This window comes from Leifsonia sp. CL147 (assembly GCF_900114565.1).
GTDB lineage: Bacteria > Actinomycetota > Actinomycetes > Actinomycetales > Microbacteriaceae > Leifsonia.
This window is the reverse complement of record NZ_FOTM01000013.1, coordinates 95,379-113,743: the sequence shown is the minus strand read 5'-3', so window position 1 is coordinate 113,743 and position 18,365 is coordinate 95,379. Positions and strand designations below refer to the sequence as shown.

18 protein-coding genes are annotated in these 18,365 nt (G+C 68.4%); 10 read left to right on the top strand and 8 right to left on the bottom strand.

The window, feature by feature from the left end; translation table 11 throughout:
* The 6 genes from BM287_RS17960 to BM287_RS12245 all read left to right on the top strand — a co-directional run.
* The coding region (locus BM287_RS17960; protein WP_090039780.1) for a hypothetical protein at positions 1–291 on the top strand (291 nt) is incomplete at its 5' end.
* Positions 291–1,508, top strand: a complete 1,218-nt coding sequence (locus tag BM287_RS12265; protein WP_090107308.1) for a Tle-like phospholipase domain-containing protein — start codon at positions 291–293, stop codon at positions 1,506–1,508. The genes BM287_RS17960 and BM287_RS12265, both read left to right, overlap by 1 nt.
* A gap of 18 nt (positions 1,509–1,526) precedes the next feature.
* Positions 1,527–1,862, top strand: a complete 336-nt coding sequence (locus tag BM287_RS12260) for a hypothetical protein (RefSeq protein ID WP_090107305.1) — start codon at positions 1,527–1,529, stop codon at positions 1,860–1,862.
* Entirely contained in the window at positions 1,859–2,200 is a 342-nt protein-coding gene (locus BM287_RS12255; protein ID WP_090039787.1) for a hypothetical protein, read from the top strand. The genes BM287_RS12260 and BM287_RS12255 overlap by 4 nt, the downstream gene beginning before the upstream one ends.
* Before the next feature lie 53 nt (positions 2,201–2,253).
* The gene (locus BM287_RS12250) at positions 2,254–2,835 is read left to right on the top strand and encodes a cyclodeaminase/cyclohydrolase family protein (protein WP_090039789.1); all 582 of its coding nucleotides are present in this window, start codon (positions 2,254–2,256) and stop codon (positions 2,833–2,835) included.
* Positions 2,832–3,749 carry a bifunctional methylenetetrahydrofolate dehydrogenase/methenyltetrahydrofolate cyclohydrolase gene (locus BM287_RS12245; protein ID WP_090039792.1) on the top strand — a complete coding sequence of 306 codons (918 nt, stop codon included), beginning with the start codon at positions 2,832–2,834 and terminating at the stop codon, positions 3,747–3,749. Before BM287_RS12250 ends, BM287_RS12245 begins: the two co-directional genes overlap by 4 nt.
* A gap of 145 nt (positions 3,750–3,894) precedes the next feature.
* Here the strand turns inward: BM287_RS12245 and BM287_RS12240 are convergent, their stop codons facing one another.
* The 8 genes from BM287_RS12240 to BM287_RS12205 form a co-directional block, all read right to left on the bottom strand.
* Complete coding sequence (locus BM287_RS12240; RefSeq protein ID WP_090039794.1) at positions 3,895–4,602, bottom strand: YoaK family protein; 708 nt, start codon at positions 4,600–4,602, stop codon at positions 3,895–3,897.
* Complete coding sequence (locus tag BM287_RS12235; protein ID WP_090039796.1) at positions 4,599–6,167, bottom strand: gamma-glutamyltransferase family protein; 1,569 nt, start codon at positions 6,165–6,167, stop codon at positions 4,599–4,601. The genes BM287_RS12240 and BM287_RS12235 overlap by 4 nt, the downstream gene beginning before the upstream one ends.
* A 38-nt stretch (positions 6,168–6,205) precedes the next feature.
* Positions 6,206–6,997, bottom strand: coding sequence for an amino acid ABC transporter ATP-binding protein (locus BM287_RS12230; RefSeq protein WP_090039799.1), 792 nt, complete (start codon positions 6,995–6,997; stop codon positions 6,206–6,208).
* A gap of 1 nt (position 6,998) precedes the next feature.
* Complete coding sequence (locus tag BM287_RS12225) at positions 6,999–7,796, bottom strand: amino acid ABC transporter permease (RefSeq protein WP_090039801.1); 798 nt, start codon at positions 7,794–7,796, stop codon at positions 6,999–7,001.
* Between the two features lie 2 nt (positions 7,797–7,798).
* Positions 7,799–8,662 carry an ABC transporter substrate-binding protein gene (locus BM287_RS12220; protein ID WP_090039803.1) on the bottom strand — a complete coding sequence of 288 codons (864 nt, stop codon included), beginning with the start codon at positions 8,660–8,662 and terminating at the stop codon, positions 7,799–7,801.
* A gap of 426 nt (positions 8,663–9,088) precedes the next feature.
* Positions 9,089–9,718 carry a TetR/AcrR family transcriptional regulator gene (locus BM287_RS12215; RefSeq protein ID WP_090039806.1) on the bottom strand — a complete coding sequence of 210 codons (630 nt, stop codon included), beginning with the start codon at positions 9,716–9,718 and terminating at the stop codon, positions 9,089–9,091.
* A gap of 94 nt (positions 9,719–9,812) precedes the next feature.
* Positions 9,813–12,440 (bottom strand): right-handed parallel beta-helix repeat-containing protein, encoded by a 2,628-nt coding sequence (locus BM287_RS12210; protein WP_244528220.1) that lies wholly within the window; start codon positions 12,438–12,440, stop codon positions 9,813–9,815.
* Positions 12,441–12,629: 189 nt separating this feature from the next.
* The gene (locus BM287_RS12205; protein ID WP_090039810.1) at positions 12,630–13,646 is read right to left on the bottom strand and encodes an aldo/keto reductase; all 1,017 of its coding nucleotides are present in this window, start codon (positions 13,644–13,646) and stop codon (positions 12,630–12,632) included.
* A 155-nt stretch (positions 13,647–13,801) separates the two neighbouring features.
* On the opposite strand from BM287_RS12205, the gene BM287_RS12200 reads away from it, so the two are divergent.
* The 4 genes from BM287_RS12200 (at position 13,802) to BM287_RS12185 (ending at position 18,364) form a co-directional block, all read left to right on the top strand.
* Positions 13,802–14,818 (top strand): zinc-dependent alcohol dehydrogenase, encoded by a 1,017-nt coding sequence (locus BM287_RS12200; protein WP_090039813.1) that lies wholly within the window; start codon positions 13,802–13,804, stop codon positions 14,816–14,818.
* The gene (locus tag BM287_RS12195; RefSeq protein WP_090039816.1) at positions 14,815–15,576 is read left to right on the top strand and encodes an SDR family oxidoreductase; all 762 of its coding nucleotides are present in this window, start codon (positions 14,815–14,817) and stop codon (positions 15,574–15,576) included. The genes BM287_RS12200 and BM287_RS12195 overlap by 4 nt, the downstream gene beginning before the upstream one ends.
* Positions 15,577–16,047: 471 nt before the next feature.
* Positions 16,048–17,421, top strand: coding sequence for an ABC transporter substrate-binding protein (locus BM287_RS12190; RefSeq protein WP_090039821.1), 1,374 nt, complete (start codon positions 16,048–16,050; stop codon positions 17,419–17,421).
* Between the two features lies 1 nt (position 17,422).
* Positions 17,423–18,364 carry a carbohydrate ABC transporter permease gene (locus BM287_RS12185; RefSeq protein ID WP_090039823.1) on the top strand — a complete coding sequence of 314 codons (942 nt, stop codon included), beginning with the start codon at positions 17,423–17,425 and terminating at the stop codon, positions 18,362–18,364.
* The last annotated feature ends 1 nt before the right edge of the window (position 18,365 follow it).

The window sequence follows — 18,365 nt, the reverse complement described above, 5'->3', positions numbered from 1 at the left end:
TACACGGTGAAGCAGACGAATCTGGCGAATCAGCGGACAGCGGCTCTCGCGTTGCTCGAGACCCAGTCGGGGGTGGAACAGATCAGATTCACCCAGGAGGGCTCCGTCGGGGGTAGCGGTGCCTGGGCAGTCAACGCGGTGGTCACCGTAGGAGGCCGAGAGTACCTCCAAATCCTCGGCCTGAGAAAGTGGTCGCTCTTGGGGCAACGGATGCCAACCCTTGCGCCTCCCGCGACTCCGGCACCAGTGACGGTCATCTACAGTGACGGGTCGTCTGAGGTGCTGAAGTGATGACTCCGGAGGACTACGCGACGATTGCGGACAAGGCCTACAAGATCGACCCCAAGTGGCAGAACCCTCCGTCGGTGAAGGGGGAGTCGTTCTTTTCCCCCGATGGCAAGCATGAGTATCTGGTCGATGACACCTTCACTGACCCCGCGTCGGGCTTCCAGGGGATATCCGCCGTCCAGGTGGTGAACGGCCAGCCGGACTACTCAGAGGTGGTTGTGGCCTTCGCGGGGACGAATCCTGTCGATCTAGGCGATCTCGGGACGGATGGGGGGACGGTTGTCGGCGGCCAGAACGGGGACCAACTCTTTTCCGCCGAGATCTTCGCCTCCACCGTGAACTTGGAGGTGAAGAGCGAACATCCCGGGGCGGTTGTCACGACGACGGGCCATTCGCTGGGCGGGTATCTGGCCCAGTGGATCGCGGCCCAGAATCGTTGGTCGTCGATGACGTTCAACGCACCCGACCTGTGGGATCGCTTGTCGCCGGAGGAACAGAAGTGGGTGCGTGAGCAGGTCGCGGCCGGAAACTTCGTGAACTACGTGAACGAGTGGGACCCGATCGGGAACTCTCGAGGGAACGGGTCAGGCGCGGCGGTGTTCGTGAAGGACTACCCGGGGAGAGCGGCGCTGGACTACCACAATCTGTGGGATGCGTTCGGGTTCGATCCTGATGGCGCTGTTGTGGGTGCGGGCGCACAGGGCCACAGCCTCGCCGAGATCATGGGGAATGCTTTGACCTTGACAGACCCGGAACTGAACCTCGCTGTGAAGGTGACGGAGCTGATGTCAGCAGTGAACGCGGCGGGAATGTCTGCGGCCGTGTCAGTGGGCACAGCCGGGTTGGCCGGTCTGAGGGTGATGGTGGACACGGTCGCGGCTGTGTCGCTGGCGGCTAGCATCGCGGGAACGACTGGCCCGTTGCAGACGATCAAGTCGGAGAATCATGGGTTGGTCGAACGTATGCAGACGGGCCTGGATGGAGCGAAGCAATTGGTATACGTGTACCCGTTCGTCACCGAGGCGGACATCGACCGCTGTGTCGACGTCCATCGCCTGCATGTCCACCAGAACATCGACCTGGACGCCGTCGCCGCTGTGGATCGCCTGGTGGATGACCACATCGCGGTCGTGAACAACCTTTCCGACGGCATTCTCAGAGCCGTGACGAACACCGTTGCACAGGATGTGCAATGGGCAGCGGCCACCAACGGGCGGTAGCCCAGAAAGAAGCACGATGTGTCTCTCTTAGGCGATCTGATCGACCAAGCCGTCCGCGATGAACGGGACACGACCGATATGACGATGGACGGTATCGAGGGTTTCGCCCACCAAGCGGCAGTGGAGCTGATGAACGCCCTCCTTCCGCCGATGGTCCATGCAAACAACCTCCTGATCAAGTCCGGGAGTTGGGTTGCTGTTGAAGGCGCATCCGAGATCGTCCGCTTCACCGTGGCGGCCGCCGGCGCGAGCAACGAGGTGCTGTCGGGCCGAGTCGGGGACACGGTGACCGAGGGACTCGGTCATCTCACCTCGAACAACGACTACGCGCGGGCGGTGAGGAGCATCGGATGACGAACCACAACGCCCTGCGTGAGTTCGACGAGGCGCAGCAGGACGCCAGCGCGGCCGCGAGACGACGCATCGAGCAGGCGGAGGAATATCGCGCACACTACCGCTCCCGGATCACCGCGGTCCAGGAGGGTTACTACGAGCTCGCAGCCCGTCAGGGACTCGAGTACGACCCCGGATTCCGGGGGGCACTCCAGCGCGTGTCGGACGACATGGAAGAGAACCTCCGCGGGGCCGACCAGGTGATCGCAGGCCTCGAGGACGATCTCGGCGCGATGACCACCCAGCACGCTGAGGAACGGGAACACTTCCTCCAGCAGGGAAAGGCTGACTCCTGGTGACGTGATCCCCGGCTCAGCCGACCGCGCTCGTCGCCATCGGTAGGCTGGACGGGATGAGCGAGAGTCTGTGGGCCATGCCCGTGTCGGAGTTGCTGTCGAGGACCGCGTCTTCCGATCCGACGCCCGGCGGCGGGTCGATCTCGGCGATCTCCGGAGGGCTCGGCGTCGGTCTCCTGCGGATGGCCGTCGCCGTGACCGCCGAGGAGTCCCTCGCCCCGCTCGACGCCCTGCTCGCGGCCCTTCAGACGAGGATCGTGCGGGCGGCCGACGCGGATGTGCGCGACTTCGAGGCCCTGATGGCCGCCTACCGCCTGCCGCGCGAGGACGACACCCAGCGGGATGCCCGGAGCGCCGCCATCGAGGACGCGTCCGTCGGAGCGACGGAAGGCCCCCTCGCGCTCGTCGGCGCACTCCTCCAGGCGATCGAGCTGTCGCACGACCTCGAGCCGGCCGTGAAGCCCGGCGTCGTCAGCGACGTTCTGGCCGGCCGGGACCTGATCGCGGGCTCCGCACGCGCGGCCATCCGCACCGCCGACATCAACCTGGAGCAGCTCGACCGGTCCTCGTCCGCCCAGGCGTCCGAGCTGCGCACGCGCCGGGACGAACTAGCCCGCCGTCTGGAGGCTGCCGCATGACCGCCACAGTTCTGGATCCGTCGCCCGTCGCGGCCGCCTTCCGCGAGGAGGTCCGCCGTGACGTCGAACGACTGGCCTCCGAGGGACGTCCACTGCGGGTGGTGGGCCTGCTCGGTCAGGAGAGCGGCCCGGCGGCGACGTACGCGCGGTTCGCGCGACGCGGCTTCGACGATGTCGGCATCCAGTTCGACCTGCGTCACGTCGCGCCGGAGGAGGTCGAGTCCGCGGTCGCGGCAGCGAACATCGACCCGGACGTCGATGGACTGTTCCTCTACTACCCGCTCACCGACCGGGCGGGGGACCGCTGGCTGCGCGAACTGGTCGACCCGCGCAAGGACGTCGAGGGAATGCACTCCTTCTGGAGCCGGCTGCTCTACGAGAACCAGCGGTACATCGACCCGGCTCACACCGTCCGCGCCATCCTGCCGTGCACACCGCTCGCGATCCTGAAGCTCCTCGAGCGGGCCGGGATGCGCGGGTCGGGCGGGAGCGCGCCGCTCGCCGGGGTCACCGCCTGCGTGATCAACCGGAGCGAGCTCGTGGGGCGTCCGCTCGCCGCCATGCTGTCCAACGACGGCGCCCTCGTCCACTCGCTCGACCTCGCCGGATCGGTCACGTTCGAGCCGGCGATCGGCCGCCACACCCATGACGTCCGCGACTCGGGGATCGACCGGGCGGCTGCTCTCGCCTCCGCGGATGTCGTCATCTCCGCCGTGCCGTCCCGGGACTTCGAGCTGATCCGCGGCGATGAGCTCCGCGAAGGCGCGATCTGCGTCGACGTCGCCGAGTTCACCAACTTCGACGCCTCGGTGATGGAGCGCGCGAGCGTGTTCGTCCCGCGCGTCGGACCGCTCACGATCGCCATGGCCGCCCGCAACCTGGTCCGGCTGGCGGCCCGGGTGAACTCCGGGTGAAACCGTTTGGTCTTCTATCGAAGGAGATCCGGTCTCGATCGTCCTTCGAATGGCAGTGCTGAAGGAGATTCGAACGTAATCCGGCCGAATCTCCTTCGCTGGCGGGGAGGCTGCGGGGAGGCTCCAGCCAGCTGAGGCCGGATCGTCAGCGGTCGGCGCGCGCCTCGCGGTCGGCGCGCGCCTCGTGGGCGGCGCGGTGGCCGACGGCGGCGGCCGCTGCGGTCACGACGGTGGCGAGGCCCAGCGGCAGCGCGATGTGCAGGCGCAGCAGCGCTGCACCGACCAGGGCGCCGAGAGCGATGAGCACGACCGCGCCGACGCGCCTCCGCCAGGGCTGCCCGGAGCCGCCGGCCAGCGCCGAGTCCGCGGCGAGACCGGTGATGGTCGAGGTCACGACCACGGTGGTCACGTCCTTCACGGCCAGGTGCCGGGCGACCGCCGCCTGGAAGCCCATGGAGCCGGCCAGCAGCGTCGTGATGGCGAGCTCCCACGGCTTCGGCGGAACGCCTCCGGTGAGAGCCGTGGTGGCGGTGAGCACGGCGAGTGCGAGCGCGACCGCGGTGAACGACCAGCTGGTCCGGGTGTTCCAGCCGGTGCTCTCCCGCCGGAGAGTCCGGCCGCCGAGGACCGCGCCCGCCAGGAACGCGGCCAGAGCGATCGACGGGCCGATCCACGGCAGGCCGTCGGCGCCGACCAGCGCCATCCCGAGGATGACGACGTTGCCGGTCATGTTGCCGGCGAACACGCGGTCGAGGCCCAGATAGCCCACGGCGTCGACGATGCCCGTGGAGAACGTCAGCGCCAGCATGAGCACCAGGGTCAGTTCGCGCTGCCGCACTGTGACGTCGGTCATCGTTCCTCCGCGGTCCGAGGGTAGGAGCCTACGCTGGCTGCGCCGTCGGAGCGGGGGTCGCTCCCGGCATCCATCGTGCCGTCCGGCGCGCTCGCGATCAGGTTGGCGTGTCCGACGAGCTCGCTGAGCTCCGGGGCGGGGATGAGGTGGAGGCCCGTGTCCTCCAGCGAACGTCGCGCATCCTCCCCGATCCCCGGCTCCACGTACACGTCGGACGGCCGGTCGCCGTCGCGCTGGGGCCCGACGATGGCGCGGGCGGCGCTGACCGCCTCCTGCGCCGTCGTGCCGGCCATGGCGTGCAGCAGGGTCTGCGCGTGGATCTGCGGCTGACCCTGACCGCCCATGACGGCCGAGACGAAGCGGACCGCATCCCCGTCCGTCACGATCACCGGCATGAGCGTGTGCAGCGGGCGCTTTCCGGGAGCGAGGGTGTTGGGCGAGTCCGGGTCGAGAGAGAAGCTGGTGCCGCGGTTGTGCAGCAGGATTCCCGTCCCCGGCTCCACCACGGCGGCACCGAACGCGTGGTAGACGCTCTGGATGAGCGACACCGACCATCCCGAGGAGTCCGAGGCCGCGATCCCGACCGTGTCACCTCGCGGCGGGCGGAACCCGTGCGCGACGGGGTCGTTCGCCGGGGCCGGCTCCTCCTCGAACAGCGCGCTCAAGGTGCCCGCCGTGACCCGCGGGTCGGCCAGGAGTTCGTCCCTGACCGCGTTCGCGCCGAAGAAACGCTCCATCATGGTGCCGAACCCCTCGCCGAGGAGGTCGCCGACGCCATCCCGCTCCAGCTCGTCGAGGACGCGCAGCAGCACGAAGCCGTGCGTGTTCGGCGGGCTGGTGTGGATGTCGAGCCCGCGGAAGCGGCGCGCGAGCGGCTCCACACGCTCCGGGTGGAACAGGATCAGGTCGGCTCGCCCGATCCGCGAGCCGAGAGCCGCGAGCCCCGCGACGAACCCGTCGGTGAGGCTGCCGTCGTAGAGGGCGGACGCGCCCTCGTCGCGCAGGACACCCAGGGTGGCCGCGAGCGCCGGCTGGCGGATGAGGTCGCCCTCGACGGGCAGGCCGCCGTCGGGCAGGAACACGCTGCGGAATCCGGGGTCGAAGCCGATCACGTCGCGCTCCTCGATGTACGCCGCCGCGAGCGAGCGCGAGACCGGGAACCCGTCGCGTGCCGCCACGACCGCATCCTCGAACAGCTCCGCCCAGGGGCGCTGCGCGCCGAGCCGGTGGAGCGACTCCCAGCCGCGGATCGCTCCGGGGACCGTGACCGTGTCGATGCCGCGGTAGGGCAGCGCCTCACCGTGCGTGTGCCGGAGAGCAGCCGGGTCGACGGCGTACCCGGCCGGGCCGGACGCGTTGACGCAGTGGATGCGGCCGGAGGGGTCGCGCACGAGCGCGATCAGATCCCCGCCGATGCTCACGTTGTGCGGGTAGACGACGCTGAGGGTCGCGGCAGCCGCGAGGGCAGCATCCAGAGCGTTGCCCCCGCGTGCGAAGGCGCGCTCGGCCGAACGGGTGGCGGCGGCGTGCGGGGTGGCGACGGCGCCGGTGAGTGGTGCAGGCATGGTTCTTCCTTGTCCGGACGGAGGGGGAGAGGGCGCGGTCAGAGGATCTTCGAGAGGAAGGTCTGCGTCCGCGGGTGTTGCGGCGAGGCGAACAGCCGGGCGGGCGGGGCGACCTCGATAATCGCTCCCGCATCCATCACCACGACCCGGTCGGCGACTTCGCGGGCGAAGCCCATCTCGTGGGTGACGACGACCATCGTCATGTGGTCGGCCGCCAGTTCCTTCATCACATCGAGCACCTCGCCGATCATCTCCGGGTCGAGGGCGCTGGTCGGCTCGTCGAAGAGCATCAGCTGCGGCTTCATCGCCAGGGCCCGGGCGATGGCGACCCGCTGCTGCTGGCCGCCGGAGAGCTTGTTCGGCCGGGCGTCCGCCTTGTCGGCGAGGCCGACACGGGCGAGCAGCGCCTCCGCCTGGGCGAGCGCCTCCCGCTTGTCGACACCCCGGACGCGCACCGGCGCGTGCCAGATGTTCTCGATCGCCGTCATGTGCGGGAACAGGTTGAAGTGCTGGAAGACGAAGCCGATCTCCTGACGCTGGCGCATCAGCGCGGTACGCGACGCGGGTGATCGCCTGCCGTCGCGGCCGATCCGGTAGCCGACCGGCTGCCCGGCGACGATGAGCTCGCCGTCGTCGATCGTCTCGAGGCCGTTCATCGTGCGCAGCAGCGTGGTCTTGCCTGCGCCGGACGGCCCGACGAGGACGACGACCTCGCCCGCTTGCACCTCCAGCGAGACGCCGCGGAGGATCTCCCGGCCGCCGAGGCTGCGGCAGACGTTGCGCGCCTGGACGATGGGGGAGGCGGCCCGGGGGGATTCGGTGTCGGTCATCTCAGAGCTCCTGCTGGGGGATGGGCGCGGGCGTCAGCACCGCGCCGCGGCGGCCGCCGAAGAGGCGCTGCCAGGGCGAGACGGTCGCCTCGATGCCCACGCGGGCGTTGAGGCGTTTCTCGATCCCGGCCTGGACGATGGTCCAGATCGTGGTGAGCGCCAAGTAGTAGATGGCGACGACCGCGAAGATCTCGAAGGTGCGGAAGGTGGCGGCGCTGATGCTCTGCGAGACGAGGAACATCTCCGAGACGCCGATGACGCTGAGGATGGACGTGCTCTTCATCAGCCCGTTGAACGAGTTCCCGAGGGGCGGCACCATCAGGCGGAGGGCTTGCGGGAGGATGATCCACCGCATCGCGGACGCCCCGGACATCCCGAGCGCCTCCGCCGCCTCGCTCTGCCCGATCGGGACGGAGTCGAGGCCGGCGCGGATGATCTCCGAGATGTAGGCGCTCTCGTTGATGATCAGCCCGACGATCGCCGCCTGCACCGCGGCCTTGACGAGCAGGCCGGCCAGGTCGACATCCTCGAAGCGGAACAGCCCTGCGGCGGCGAACCCCGTGTAGATCAGGACCAGCTGCACCAGGAGCGGCGTGCCGCGGATGAGCCAGATGTAGAAGCTGGCGACGATCCGCAGCGGCGCGAACCGCGAGCGGCGCATGAGGGCGACGACGAGGCCGACGATCAGCGCCCCGGCCATGGCCAGCACCGAGATCACGATCGTGAGGACCAGGCCCTGCAGGAACGGCGTCCCCGGCGTCAGGAGGTTCTTCCAGAAGAAGCCCCAGTCGAAGTTCACTGTCAGCCCTTCTTCGTGTAGGCGAGCTTCGACTGCCCCCAGTGGTCGAGGATCGTGGTGTACTCGCCGGAGGAGACCAGGTCGTCGAAGGCCTTCTGGACCGCGGTGTGCAGTGCGCTGTCGCCCTTCACCGTCGCGGCCCCGATGTCCACGGGGGAGGTCGGCCGGCCGACGAGCTGGATCCCGGTCGTGCCCTGCTTCTGGTAGTAGCCGATCAGTTCGGCCGCATCCAGGTACGCGTCGATCTGGCCGCTGACGAGCTGCTGGAAGCCGACCGTCGCCTGGTTGTTGGTGCTGATGTCGAGCGCCTTCTTGCCGGCGCCCGTGCAGGTGGTCGACTGGGCCTCCGCGAGCGACTGCGCGGTCGTGCCGACGGTGACCATCACCTTCTTGCCGCAGAGGCTGTCGTCGAGCCCGGTCACGCCGTTCTTCGAGCCCTTCTTGACCGCGACGCCCGTGGCCGAGGTCAGGTACGGGACGAAGTCCACGACCTTTTCGCGAGCCGGCTTGATGTAGAGGGAGGCCATGATCACGTCGCACTGCTTGGCCTGCAGGCTCGGGATGAGGGCGGCGAAGTCCACGGTGACGAAGTCGGGCTTCAGTCCGACCTTGCCGGCGATTGCCTTGGCGAGGTCGATCTCGCTTCCGACCAGGTTGCCGCTGGCGTCCGTGGAGATGTTGGGCGGCGACCCGAGGTTGGTCGTGCAGACGGACAGGGTGCCCGCCGTGCGGATGGATGGCGGCGCGACTGTGGCGACCGGCTTGCTGCTGCTCTCGCTCGGGCTTGCTGCCGCCGAGCAGCCTACGAGGGCGAGGGCTGCTGCGGTGACGACTGCTGCGGCGCTGATGCGTGTGCGTGTGTGCATGGGATCTCCGTCGATGCTCGATGCTCCACGGCTCGGGGTGAGCCGTCGAGAAGACTATCAAGCGATAGGTGCGTTGTCTATCAATTGATAGAACGCCGATGTTGCCGCCCTGTTTCGGCTGCATGTCCGGGCCGAGAATAGTTGCTCACCGGCGCGGCTGAGGGCGACATTCGTGACGAATGTTGCGTTAGACGGGGGTGAAGGCGACATTCGTGACGAATGTTGCGTTAGACGCGGCTGAAGGTGACATTCGTGACGAATGTTGCGTTAGACGCGGGTGAAGGTGAGATTCGTGACGAATGTCGCGTTGGGCCGCGTTGGTGTGCACATTCGTGACGAATGCTGCCCTGGCCCCGTACCAACGCGACATTCGTGACGAATGTTGCGCCACACGCGGGTGAAGGTGACATTCGTCACGAATGTCGCCTACCCGGTGTGACGCAGGCGCGCCTCGGTGGCGAGGCGCACCTCCGAGAGCCGGCCCGGGTCGGTGAGCACCGCGCGCAGGACGAAGTCGGACAGCTGCAGCGGTCGCTCCGAGACCGGCGCCGACGCGCTCGTCTCGCGCTCGCGCATCCCCTCGAACTGCAGGCCGGTGATGGCACGCTGCACGAATTCGGGGTCCACGGGCCGGAACTCGCCGGCTCCGATCCCCGCGCTGACGAAGTCGCGGGTCACCTGATGGAATCGCTCGATCTCCCTGCGCTGCTCCTCGAACTCCGGCTCCGTGAAGATGGCGTCGCTGTAGTATCCGCGGGCGTCGTACGGAAGCGTCAGGTAGTCGCGCGAGCTCGCGGTGAGGAAGTAGTGGAAGCGCTCGGCCCACGACGCATCGAGCTGCCGCGCCTCCTGGAGGCGGTCCATCGTCTGCTGGAGGTCCGCATCCACCAGCTCGGCCAGGATCTGATGCTTGGCGGAGAAGTGGTAGAACAGCGACGGCTGGCGGATGCCGACAGCGTCGGCGATGTCCCGCGTCGTGGTGCCGTAGTAGCCGCGCTGGCCGAACAGGCGTGCCGCGTGCAGCAGGATCTGCTGCCGCGTCCCGCCGTCCGTCATACCGCTACTCTATCCAGCGGCCGAACCGGCGCACGTGGCCGCCGCAGCGCCTGACGAGGGCGGCAGGCTTCCGCCCGACGCCCTCGTCAGCCGGTCACTGTGCGGAGCGGATCGACACCGAGTCGAACTGGTTGATCGCCGACTGCGAGGCGTCGTGCGAGGTGGAGAAGATCCCCGCGTCCTGCGTCGCCGCCGCGGACGGCAGGGCGACCGCCGCGCCGATGGGCACGTAGTTGATGCCGTCGTACGAGTACGACCCCGTGTACGTGGTGCCCGAGCGGGTGAGCTGCACCCAGATGGGGCGGAACACATCCACCGAGGCCTGCGCCTGCGTGTCGATGTAGCCGTCGCCGTTTGAATCCCAGGCGAAGACGACTCCGTTCCTCGCCGTCACCGCGACCACCGCATACCCTGTCGAGGATCCGGCCCGGGTGATGTCGTTTCGGACCATCACCCCGGACTTCGCCCAGACGTTGGCGTCGTTGACCGACACGACGCGCGCCGAGACGCTCGCCGTCGGCCCGAACGAGCCGGCCCGGTAGATCGCGCCGTACTGGTCGTCGTGCTGGCCGCCCGCGCCCCAGACATCCGCACCGGCTGCGGCGATCCCGAAGGCGCCCCCGGTCTGGCCGAACACCGACGTCGCCGCCGAGGCGCCCGCCGTGCGGAAGCCGTCCGTCACCGGAGCGGACACCGGGCAGGCGCTGAAGCCGAACTGGTTGGCGTTCAGCGACGTCCGGTACTGGGGTGCAACTCCAGACGCGCAGATCACGTCGAGGGCGGCGGCCGGCCAGGCGGCCCCGGTCACCTTGACGTTGTTGATCAGGGTGTTGTTGTGGGCGGCCGCGTTCGGCGCCGAGATGCCGCCGGAGTTGTACCAGTTGTTCCGGATGACGTTGTCGCTCGTGTTGTTGCGCAGGCTGTACGCGTTGGTGAACACGAACGACCCGCCCTGGACGACGTTGTTCTCGTAGGTCATCGACCGCGATCCCTCATCGAGGTAGAGCCCGACCCCGGAGATGTTGAACAGGTAGTTCTTGTCCACGATCGTCCCCGGGCTGGCCGACAGGTTGTAGACCGAGCCGCCGTCGGCGAACCGGGCCTTCGTGTTGTGGACGAGGTTGCCCTCGACCCGGTTGTCCTTGAGCGTGGTCGGCGTCGTGTAGAGCGGGTTCCAGTTGTAGTACCCGCGGTCCACGTAGTCGTTCGAGCCGCCGGCGTCGTTGATGCCCCAGCCGTAGCCGGTGTCGATGCCGTCGTACGGGACGTTCGCGACCTCGTTGTGGAGGATCTGCGCTCGCGTCACGTAGGTGCTCAGGATGCCGCTGTTGTCCTTGTAGTCCACAGCGACGCGGTCGATCGTGTTGTCCTGGATGGTGATGTCCTGGTTGGTCATCCGCGGGTCGCTCGGGTGGTGCGCATCCGGCAGCACTCCGCCGACCGCGACACCGTGGCCGCTGTCCTCGACGAACGTGTTGCCGACCACCTGGATGCCGCTGGCTCCGTAGCCGACGCCCGTCAGCGTGGCGTTGGCGTCGTTCCCGATGCCGAGCGCCGAGGAGCCGAGGTTGGTGAACGTGTTCCCCGTGAACGAGATGCGGCTGGCGGCCGAGACCTGGACGGCCGCGGGCTCCTGGTACCAGCTGGTGCGGGCCCGTTCGAACATCTCGCAGCCGCGGGCGCAGCTGGTGAACGCGTCCGCCGGGCGGTAGTCGTACGTCCCCTTGATGAAGAGCCCGTTCTGCTGGTCGGCGTAGCCGTCGGTGGACGGGCCGAGCCAGGACGTGCCGGAGAACCGGATGCCCTCGAACGACAGTCCGCTGACCGGCTGGTCGTAGCTGCCGCCGATGCTGATGAGCGACTGCAGGTGGGGCAGTTCGATGTCCAGCTTGTTGGGATCCACGCCGTCCGCCGGCTTGTAGTACAGCTTTCCGCCGTGCGGGTCGATGTACCACTGGTTCGTCTGCGTCAGGAACGCCAGCGAGTTGTCCAGGTACCAGCTGGGTCCGGCCAGGAAGGATTTCTGGACGGTGTCCCATCCCCAGGTGTTGTTGTCCCACGCCGGCTGCGCCATCGTGATCGCGGTCGGGCTGATGCTCTGCACGGGCGAGTACCGGTTGGTGAAGTCGCCGAGCGACTCGAACTCGATGCGCCCCTGGTCGGGCAGCCCGGCGAGGTAGCCGAGGGCGGGGTTGTCGATCGTCAGCCCCGTAGCGGTCGGCGTCACATCCGAGTTGGCGAGCCGGATGGATGCGCGCGGCGCGATCACTCCGTCGACGTACAGCTGGCGCGTGTCGAGCCCGGCGGGCGTGTCCGCCTGCCAGATGCCGGTCCCCGCGTCGGACTTGGACCATCCCGTGACGGCGGAGGCGCCCGTGATCACCGGATGCGCGCCCGGTGCGGCCGCCCAGTGGACGGTGCTGCCGGATCCGCCGCCGTCGGACGCATCGAAGCTCAGCGGCGTCGAGAGGCGGTAGGTCCCGTCCGCGAGCTGGACGGTCACGTCGCCGTGCTTGATGGAGGGACGCAGGACGTGCTGCGCCCGTTCCAGGGAGCAGGGCTGGGACTGGCTGCAGTGCCCCGAGTCCTTCCCGTCCGGTGCCGCGTAGAAGATCGTCGCCGGATCGGCATGCGCCTTCAGGGGGATCAGGACGGAGACGATGACCGCGCCGGCGCCGAGGAGCGCGAGCACCGCCTGTCTGCGTCCTTTCCGCCCGGTCATCGAACGTCGCGAGTCTGACGTCAATGTCATGTTGGGTCGCTTCCTGTGATGGGCGGCCCCGATGCCGCCGCATCCAGAGCTATCATACGTATGATGTTTGCTGCAAGGGATGTTCGACGTTTCGGAGAAGCGGACGGCCCATCCACTCGTTGCGCCCGATGAGTGCCGAGCCGCTCCTCGAACGCGTGGTCAGCCCGTCGCGACGCGCGCCGGGTCGGCGGCGAGACCGGCGGCATCCAGGTCCTCCCACAGTCCCTCCGGGATCTCTGCCCGGTAGCGCGCCACCGTGCTGTGCACGTGGTCGGAGGTCCGCATCCCCGTCACGACCGAGACGACGGCCGGGTGCCTCAGGGGGTACTGGATGGCCGCCGCCGGGAGGCTGACTCCGTGCCGCGCGCAGGCCTCGGCGATCGCGACCGCGCGGTCGACGACCTCCGCAGGCGCCGTGCCGTAGTCGAAGTGGGCTGATCGATCGACCTGCTCGCTGCTCAGCAGCCCCGAGTTGTACACGGCGGCGGCGACGATGCCCACGCCGCGCTGCTGAGCGAGGGGCAGCAGCTCCTCGAGGGCGGACTGGTCGAGCAGGCTGAAGCGGCCGGCGACCATCATCACATCCACGTCGGTGCGCCGGATGAACTCGGTGAGCATCGCGGACTGGTTCATCCCCGCTCCGATCGCTCCCACGACGCCCTGCTCGCGGAGCTCGACGAGGGCCGCGACACCGGTCGTGGAGGCGGCCTCCCAGTGCTCGTCCGGATCGTGGAGGTAGGCGATGTCGAGGTGGTCGGTCCCGATCCGGGCGAGGGACGCCTCCACCGAGCGCAGGATCCCGTCCCGGCTGAAGTCCCAGACCCGCCGGGTCGTGGCGGGAACGACGAAACCGTCGTCGTCCAACCGGTCGGCGGTCTCCGGGCTGTCGACGAGGAGACGCCCGACTTTGGAGGAGAGAACGATGGAGTCGCGGGGCGTCGACTCCAGCGACCGGCCGAGTCGTTGCTCCGACAGTCCGAGGCCGTAGTGCGGTGCGGTGTCGAAGTAGCGGAGGCCGTCGTCCAGGGCCGCGGCGACGGCATCGCGCGAGGCGTCGTCCGTCGTCTCCCGGAACAGATTGCCGAGCTGGGCCGCGCCGAAGCCGAGCTCGGTGAGCCGGTGGCCGGTCCGCAGCGTCCGGGTCGGCAGGGGCGGGGTGAGCGCATCCGAGTCCATGACCGTAGCCTAGTGCGTAGAGCATACGTATTATGTTTGGGTACGGTGCGACGAGGCAGCGCATTCGCGTCACGAAGACGTCGCATCGAAGTCACAACGAAGCACAACGAAGCACGACGAAGCACAACGAAGTCACGAGGAAGGAGCGCCCGGCGATGCTGGCGGCGAACTACACAGGCGACCGGACCATCACGATCGAGGAACGGGAGCCCGAGCCGCTCCGGCCCGGCGAGGCGCGCATCGCGGTGGCCTACGTCGGCATCTGCGGCACCGACCTCCACATTTTTCACGGCGACATGGATGCGCGCGTCGCCCGGCCGGCGACCATCGGCCACGAGATGTCGGGCACGATCGTCGACCTTGCCCCCGACGTCGAAGGCTGGTCGGTGGGGGATGCGGTGACGGTCATGCCGCTGGCCTGGGACGGCACCTGCCCGGCATGCCTCGCCGGCAACGAGCACATCTGCCAGAACCTCGACTTCATCGGGATCGACAGCCCGGGTGCCCTGCAGGAGCACTGGAACGTCCCCGCCTCCACCCTGGTGCGCCTCCCCGCGGGGGTGTCGCTGCGGGATGCGGCGCTCGTCGAGCCCGTCGCGGTGGCTGTGCACGACGTACGGCGTTCCGAGCTCGGGCCGGGCGACCGGGCGGTCGTCATCGGCGCAGGCCCCATCGGCGTGCTCATCGCGACGGTCGCCACAGACTTCGGGGCCGAGGTCGTCATCGCGGAGATCGATGCCAACCGCCGTGCGGCTGCGGAGGAGATGGGCCTGCGGACGCTCGATCCGTCGGCGGTCGACCAGGTCGCCTGGGTCGAAGAGTGGACGGGTGGCGCCGGCGCGGACGTCGTGTTCGAGGTCTCCGGCGCTGCGGCCGCGGTGCTCGGTGCGACGTCGCTCGCCAAGGTGCGGGGCACGCTCGTCGTGGTCGCCATCCACTCGCAGCCTCGTCCGCTGGATCTGCACCGCCTGTTCTGGCGCGAGCTGCGCATCCTCGGGGCGCGCGTCTACGAACGGCGGGACTTCGAGCGCGCGGTCGAGCTGGTGGCCGAGGGCGTCATCCCGGCGGACAGGCTGATCACGCGCATCGTCCCGCTCGCCGAGACGGCCTCCGCCTTCGAGGCGCTCGAGGAAGGCCGTGCGATGAAGCTGCTGGTCGAGGTCGGGCGATGAACGCGTTCGACCTGACCGGCCGACGGGCGGTGGTCACCGGGGCGAAGCGGGGGATCGGCTTCGCCATCGCCGAGGCGCTCGCCGCGGCGGGCGCCGACATCGTCGGCGTCTCGGCCACGCTCGACCCGGAGTCCTCGGCGATCGGCGACCGGGTCCGTGAGCTCGGGCGGAGCTTCGAGGGCCACCGCGTCGACTTCGCGGATCGCCGCCAGGTGGCCGGGCTGGGCTCCCGGCTGGCGGGCGGGGAGCGGCCGGTCGACATCCTGGTCAACAACGCGGGCACCATCCGCCGGGCGCCGGCCGTGCAGCATCCCCTCGAGTGGTTCGACGAGGTGCTCGAAGTGGATCTGACCAGCGGCTTCGTCCTCAGCCAGGCGCTGGGGGCGCGGATGCTGGAACAGGGGCACGGCCGCGTGATCTTCACCGCCTCCCTGCTCTCGTTCCAGGGCGGCATCAACGTGCCGGGATACGCAGCCGCCAAGTCGGGCGTCGCCGGGCTGGTTCGCGCTCTGTCGAACGAGTGGGCGGGCGCCGGCGTGACGGTGAACGGCATCGCGCCGGGCTACATCGCGACGGACAACACGCAGGCGCTGCAGGACGACCCGGAGCGCTCGCGCTCGATCCTCGACCGGATCCCGGCGGGCCGCTGGGGCACGGCGGAGGACCTCGGGGGCGCGGCCGTCTTCCTCGCCTCCGACGCCGCGCGCTACGTCTCCGGCGCGATTCTCCCCGTCGACGGCGGCTGGCTCGGCCGGTGAGGCTCCGCGCCGCCCCCCCGATTCGTCACGAATGCCCAGTTAAGCCCTGGCAAAATGCACATTCGTCACGAATCTGCCGTTACAACCCGGCAAAATGCACATTCGTCACGAATGTGCCGTTACAACCCGGCAAAATGCACATTCGTGACGAATGCCCGACTACAACCCCGCAAAATGCACATTCGTGACGAATGTGCCGTTGCGCGGGGTCTGAGTGCACATTCGTGACGAATGTGCCGTTCTGCGGGGTCTGAGTGCACATTCGTGACGAATGTGCCGTTCTGCGGGGTCTGAGTGCACATTCGTGACGAATCTGCCGTTGCGCGGGTTCTGAGTGCACATTCGTGACGAATGTGCAGCCCCCATCGCCGCAGCACTTGGCAAACATCATACGTATGCTCTATACTCGGAGACACGCCTCGGCCCCCTACGCCGCAGTCGTCAACGAAGTCGACAAGACAAGGACATCTCATGGTCGGAATCCACACTGTGGTGCGTTCACGCCGCCGGTCGGCGCTGACCGTCGCCGCACTCGGCGCCGCGACGGCGCTCTTTGCTCTCACCGGTTGCAGCACCGGTGGGAGCTCGACGAACGGGTCATACGGCTTTCCCGAAGCCAGCCAGGACGCCTCCTCGACGATCACCGTCTGGGTGGATGCGGACCGCCAGGCCGCCGCGAAGGCATTCGAGAAGGCCAATCCGAACACCAAGGTCAAGGTCGTCACCTACGACGGCTCGGCCAACGGCTCCAACTCGTTCCGCACGAAGATGCAGCTGTTCGACCGCGCCGGGAGCGGCTGGCCGGACGTCGTGTTCTCCAGCCAGAACAACGACGCATCCTGGGCGAGCCAGAAGACCAACGGCAAGCAGGCATTCGCCGCCGTGCTCGACAAGGGCCTCGTGCCCCAGGCGACGCTCGACAACTTCACCCCCGGTTCCCTCAACCCGTGCACGGTGAACGGCCAGGTGTACTGCCTCCGCAACGACCTCGCCCAGACCGTGCTGTGGTACAACAAGTCGCTGATGGACCAGTTCGGCTACACCCTGCCGACCACCTGGGAGGACTACCAGGCTCTGGGGCAGAAGCTCGCCACCGAGCACCCCGGCTACATCGTCGGCGCCGCCGGCGACGCCTTCGCCCCGGAGATCTACATGTGGGCCGGCAAGTGCCAGGCGAACGACGTCACCGGTCCGAAGTCGGTCACCGTCAAGACGGACACGACCGAGTGCAAGCGCGTCGCCTCGATGCTCGACACCCTGCGTGGTGACGGCACGCTTCCCGCGATCAGCGTCTTCACCCCGGAGTTCGTCAAGAACTACACCGGCAAGGTGCTGATGATGCCCGGCCCCTCCTGGTACGCCGGAGCCATCTTCAACAACAAGCAGTCGCTGAATGTGCCGGCCGGCCAGCTCGGCGTCGCCGCTCCGCTGAAGTGGAAGGACGACAGCAAGGGCTTCGCCGGAAACGTCGGCGGCGGTACCTGGTTCATCTCCAGTCACTCCAAGAACCTGAAGGCCGCGGAGAAGTTCACCGAGTTCGTGACGACAGCGGACGACTACCAGGTGGATGCCGCTCCCGGCTACCCGGCCTACGCGCCGGCGGCCACGAAGTGGATCGCCAAGCAGGAGTCGAGCAAGTACTTCGCCACCTCCCTCGCACCGGTCGTCAGCGCGGCGTCCGAGGTCTGGGACGGCTGGGGCTACCCGATCTTCAGCCAGGAGGCGGTCTGGGCCAAGACGATGACCCCGGCCATCACCGGCGGGAAGTCGATCGTGAGCCTGCTCCCCACCTGGCGGGACGCCATCGCGAACCAGGCCAAGGTCGACGGATACACGGTGAACTGACATGACCCTCGCTCCACCGAGCGAACAGCTGGCCGCCGGCGCTGCAGAGCGCCGGCGGTCGGTCCGCCGAAGCGGCCGGGCACCCGGCCGCACTCCGATCGGCTACGTGTTCGTCTCCCTCTACGCCCTGCTCGCCATCGCCTTCGGCATCGTTCCGGCGCTGTACGCGGTGCTGCTCGCCTTCACCCACGCCGACGGCGGCTTCGCCGGCGTGGACAACTTCGTCACGGTGATCACCGACTTCCGCTTCTGGCCCGCTGTCCTCCACGTCACCGTGTACCTGGTGATCTGGCTGATCGCGCTGGTGCTGTTCGTGGTCCTGCTCGCGCTGATCGTCCATGCCCTCCGTGTGCGCTGGGCGAGCACGACGTTCCGCTTCATCTACTACCTGCCGGGTGCGCTCGCCGGCGCCTCCAGCGTCCTGCTCTGGCTCTTCGTGCTCGACCCGACCGCAAGCCCGGTCAGCGGGCTGCTGCGGCTGATGGGGATGCACAGCTTCGTCCAGGTGATCCAGCCGGGAAATCTGCCCGCCATCTTCGCGATCATCGCCTTCTGGACCGGCGCCGGCGGCTGGATCGTCATCATGTACGGAGCCCTCAACAACATCAGCACGGATGTGATCGAGGCGGCACGCATCGACGGCGCGAACGCGGTGCAGATCGCGCTGCGCATCCAGCTGCCGATGCTCCGCAAGTGGATCGCCTACATGGGCGTGATGTCGCTGGCCGCCGGGACCCAGCTGTTCGTCGAACCGCAGCTCCTCAGCCAGGCGAGCAACGCTGTCGTGCCGAACGACTATTCGCTGAACCAGCTCGCCTACCAGTACGCCTTCCAGCAGAACGACTTCAACGGAGCGGCCGCGATCTCACTGCTGCTGCTGATCGTCGCGCTCCTGTTGTCCTGGGTGTTCGTCACCCGCGGCGGACTCTTCGAAAGGGAATGAC

Coding starts and splice junctions, on each gene's coding strand:
- BM287_RS12200 (WP_090039813.1), top strand. CDS start 13,802: ATGCTGGCGGCGAACTACACAGGCGACCGGACCATCACGATCGAGGAA.
- BM287_RS12190 (WP_090039821.1), top strand. CDS start 16,048: ATGGTCGGAATCCACACTGTGGTGCGTTCACGCCGCCGGTCGGCGCTG.
- BM287_RS12210 (WP_244528220.1), bottom strand. CDS start 12,440: ATGACCGGGCGGAAAGGACGCAGACAGGCGGTGCTCGCGCTCCTCGGC.
- BM287_RS12265 (WP_090107308.1), top strand. CDS start 291: ATGACTCCGGAGGACTACGCGACGATTGCGGACAAGGCCTACAAGATC.
- BM287_RS12245 (WP_090039792.1), top strand. CDS start 2,832: ATGACCGCCACAGTTCTGGATCCGTCGCCCGTCGCGGCCGCCTTCCGC.
- BM287_RS12205 (WP_090039810.1), bottom strand. CDS start 13,646: ATGGACTCGGATGCGCTCACCCCGCCCCTGCCGACCCGGACGCTGCGG.
- BM287_RS12235 (WP_090039796.1), bottom strand. CDS start 6,167: ATGCCTGCACCACTCACCGGCGCCGTCGCCACCCCGCACGCCGCCGCC.
- BM287_RS12250 (WP_090039789.1), top strand. CDS start 2,254: ATGAGCGAGAGTCTGTGGGCCATGCCCGTGTCGGAGTTGCTGTCGAGG.
- BM287_RS12230 (WP_090039799.1), bottom strand. CDS start 6,997: ATGACCGACACCGAATCCCCCCGGGCCGCCTCCCCCATCGTCCAGGCG.
- BM287_RS12240 (WP_090039794.1), bottom strand. CDS start 4,602: ATGACCGACGTCACAGTGCGGCAGCGCGAACTGACCCTGGTGCTCATG.
- BM287_RS12255 (WP_090039787.1), top strand. CDS start 1,859: ATGACGAACCACAACGCCCTGCGTGAGTTCGACGAGGCGCAGCAGGAC.
- BM287_RS12195 (WP_090039816.1), top strand. CDS start 14,815: ATGAACGCGTTCGACCTGACCGGCCGACGGGCGGTGGTCACCGGGGCG.
- BM287_RS12215 (WP_090039806.1), bottom strand. CDS start 9,718: ATGACGGACGGCGGGACGCGGCAGCAGATCCTGCTGCACGCGGCACGC.
- BM287_RS12185 (WP_090039823.1), top strand. CDS start 17,423: ATGACCCTCGCTCCACCGAGCGAACAGCTGGCCGCCGGCGCTGCAGAG.
- BM287_RS12220 (WP_090039803.1), bottom strand. CDS start 8,662: ATGCACACACGCACACGCATCAGCGCCGCAGCAGTCGTCACCGCAGCA.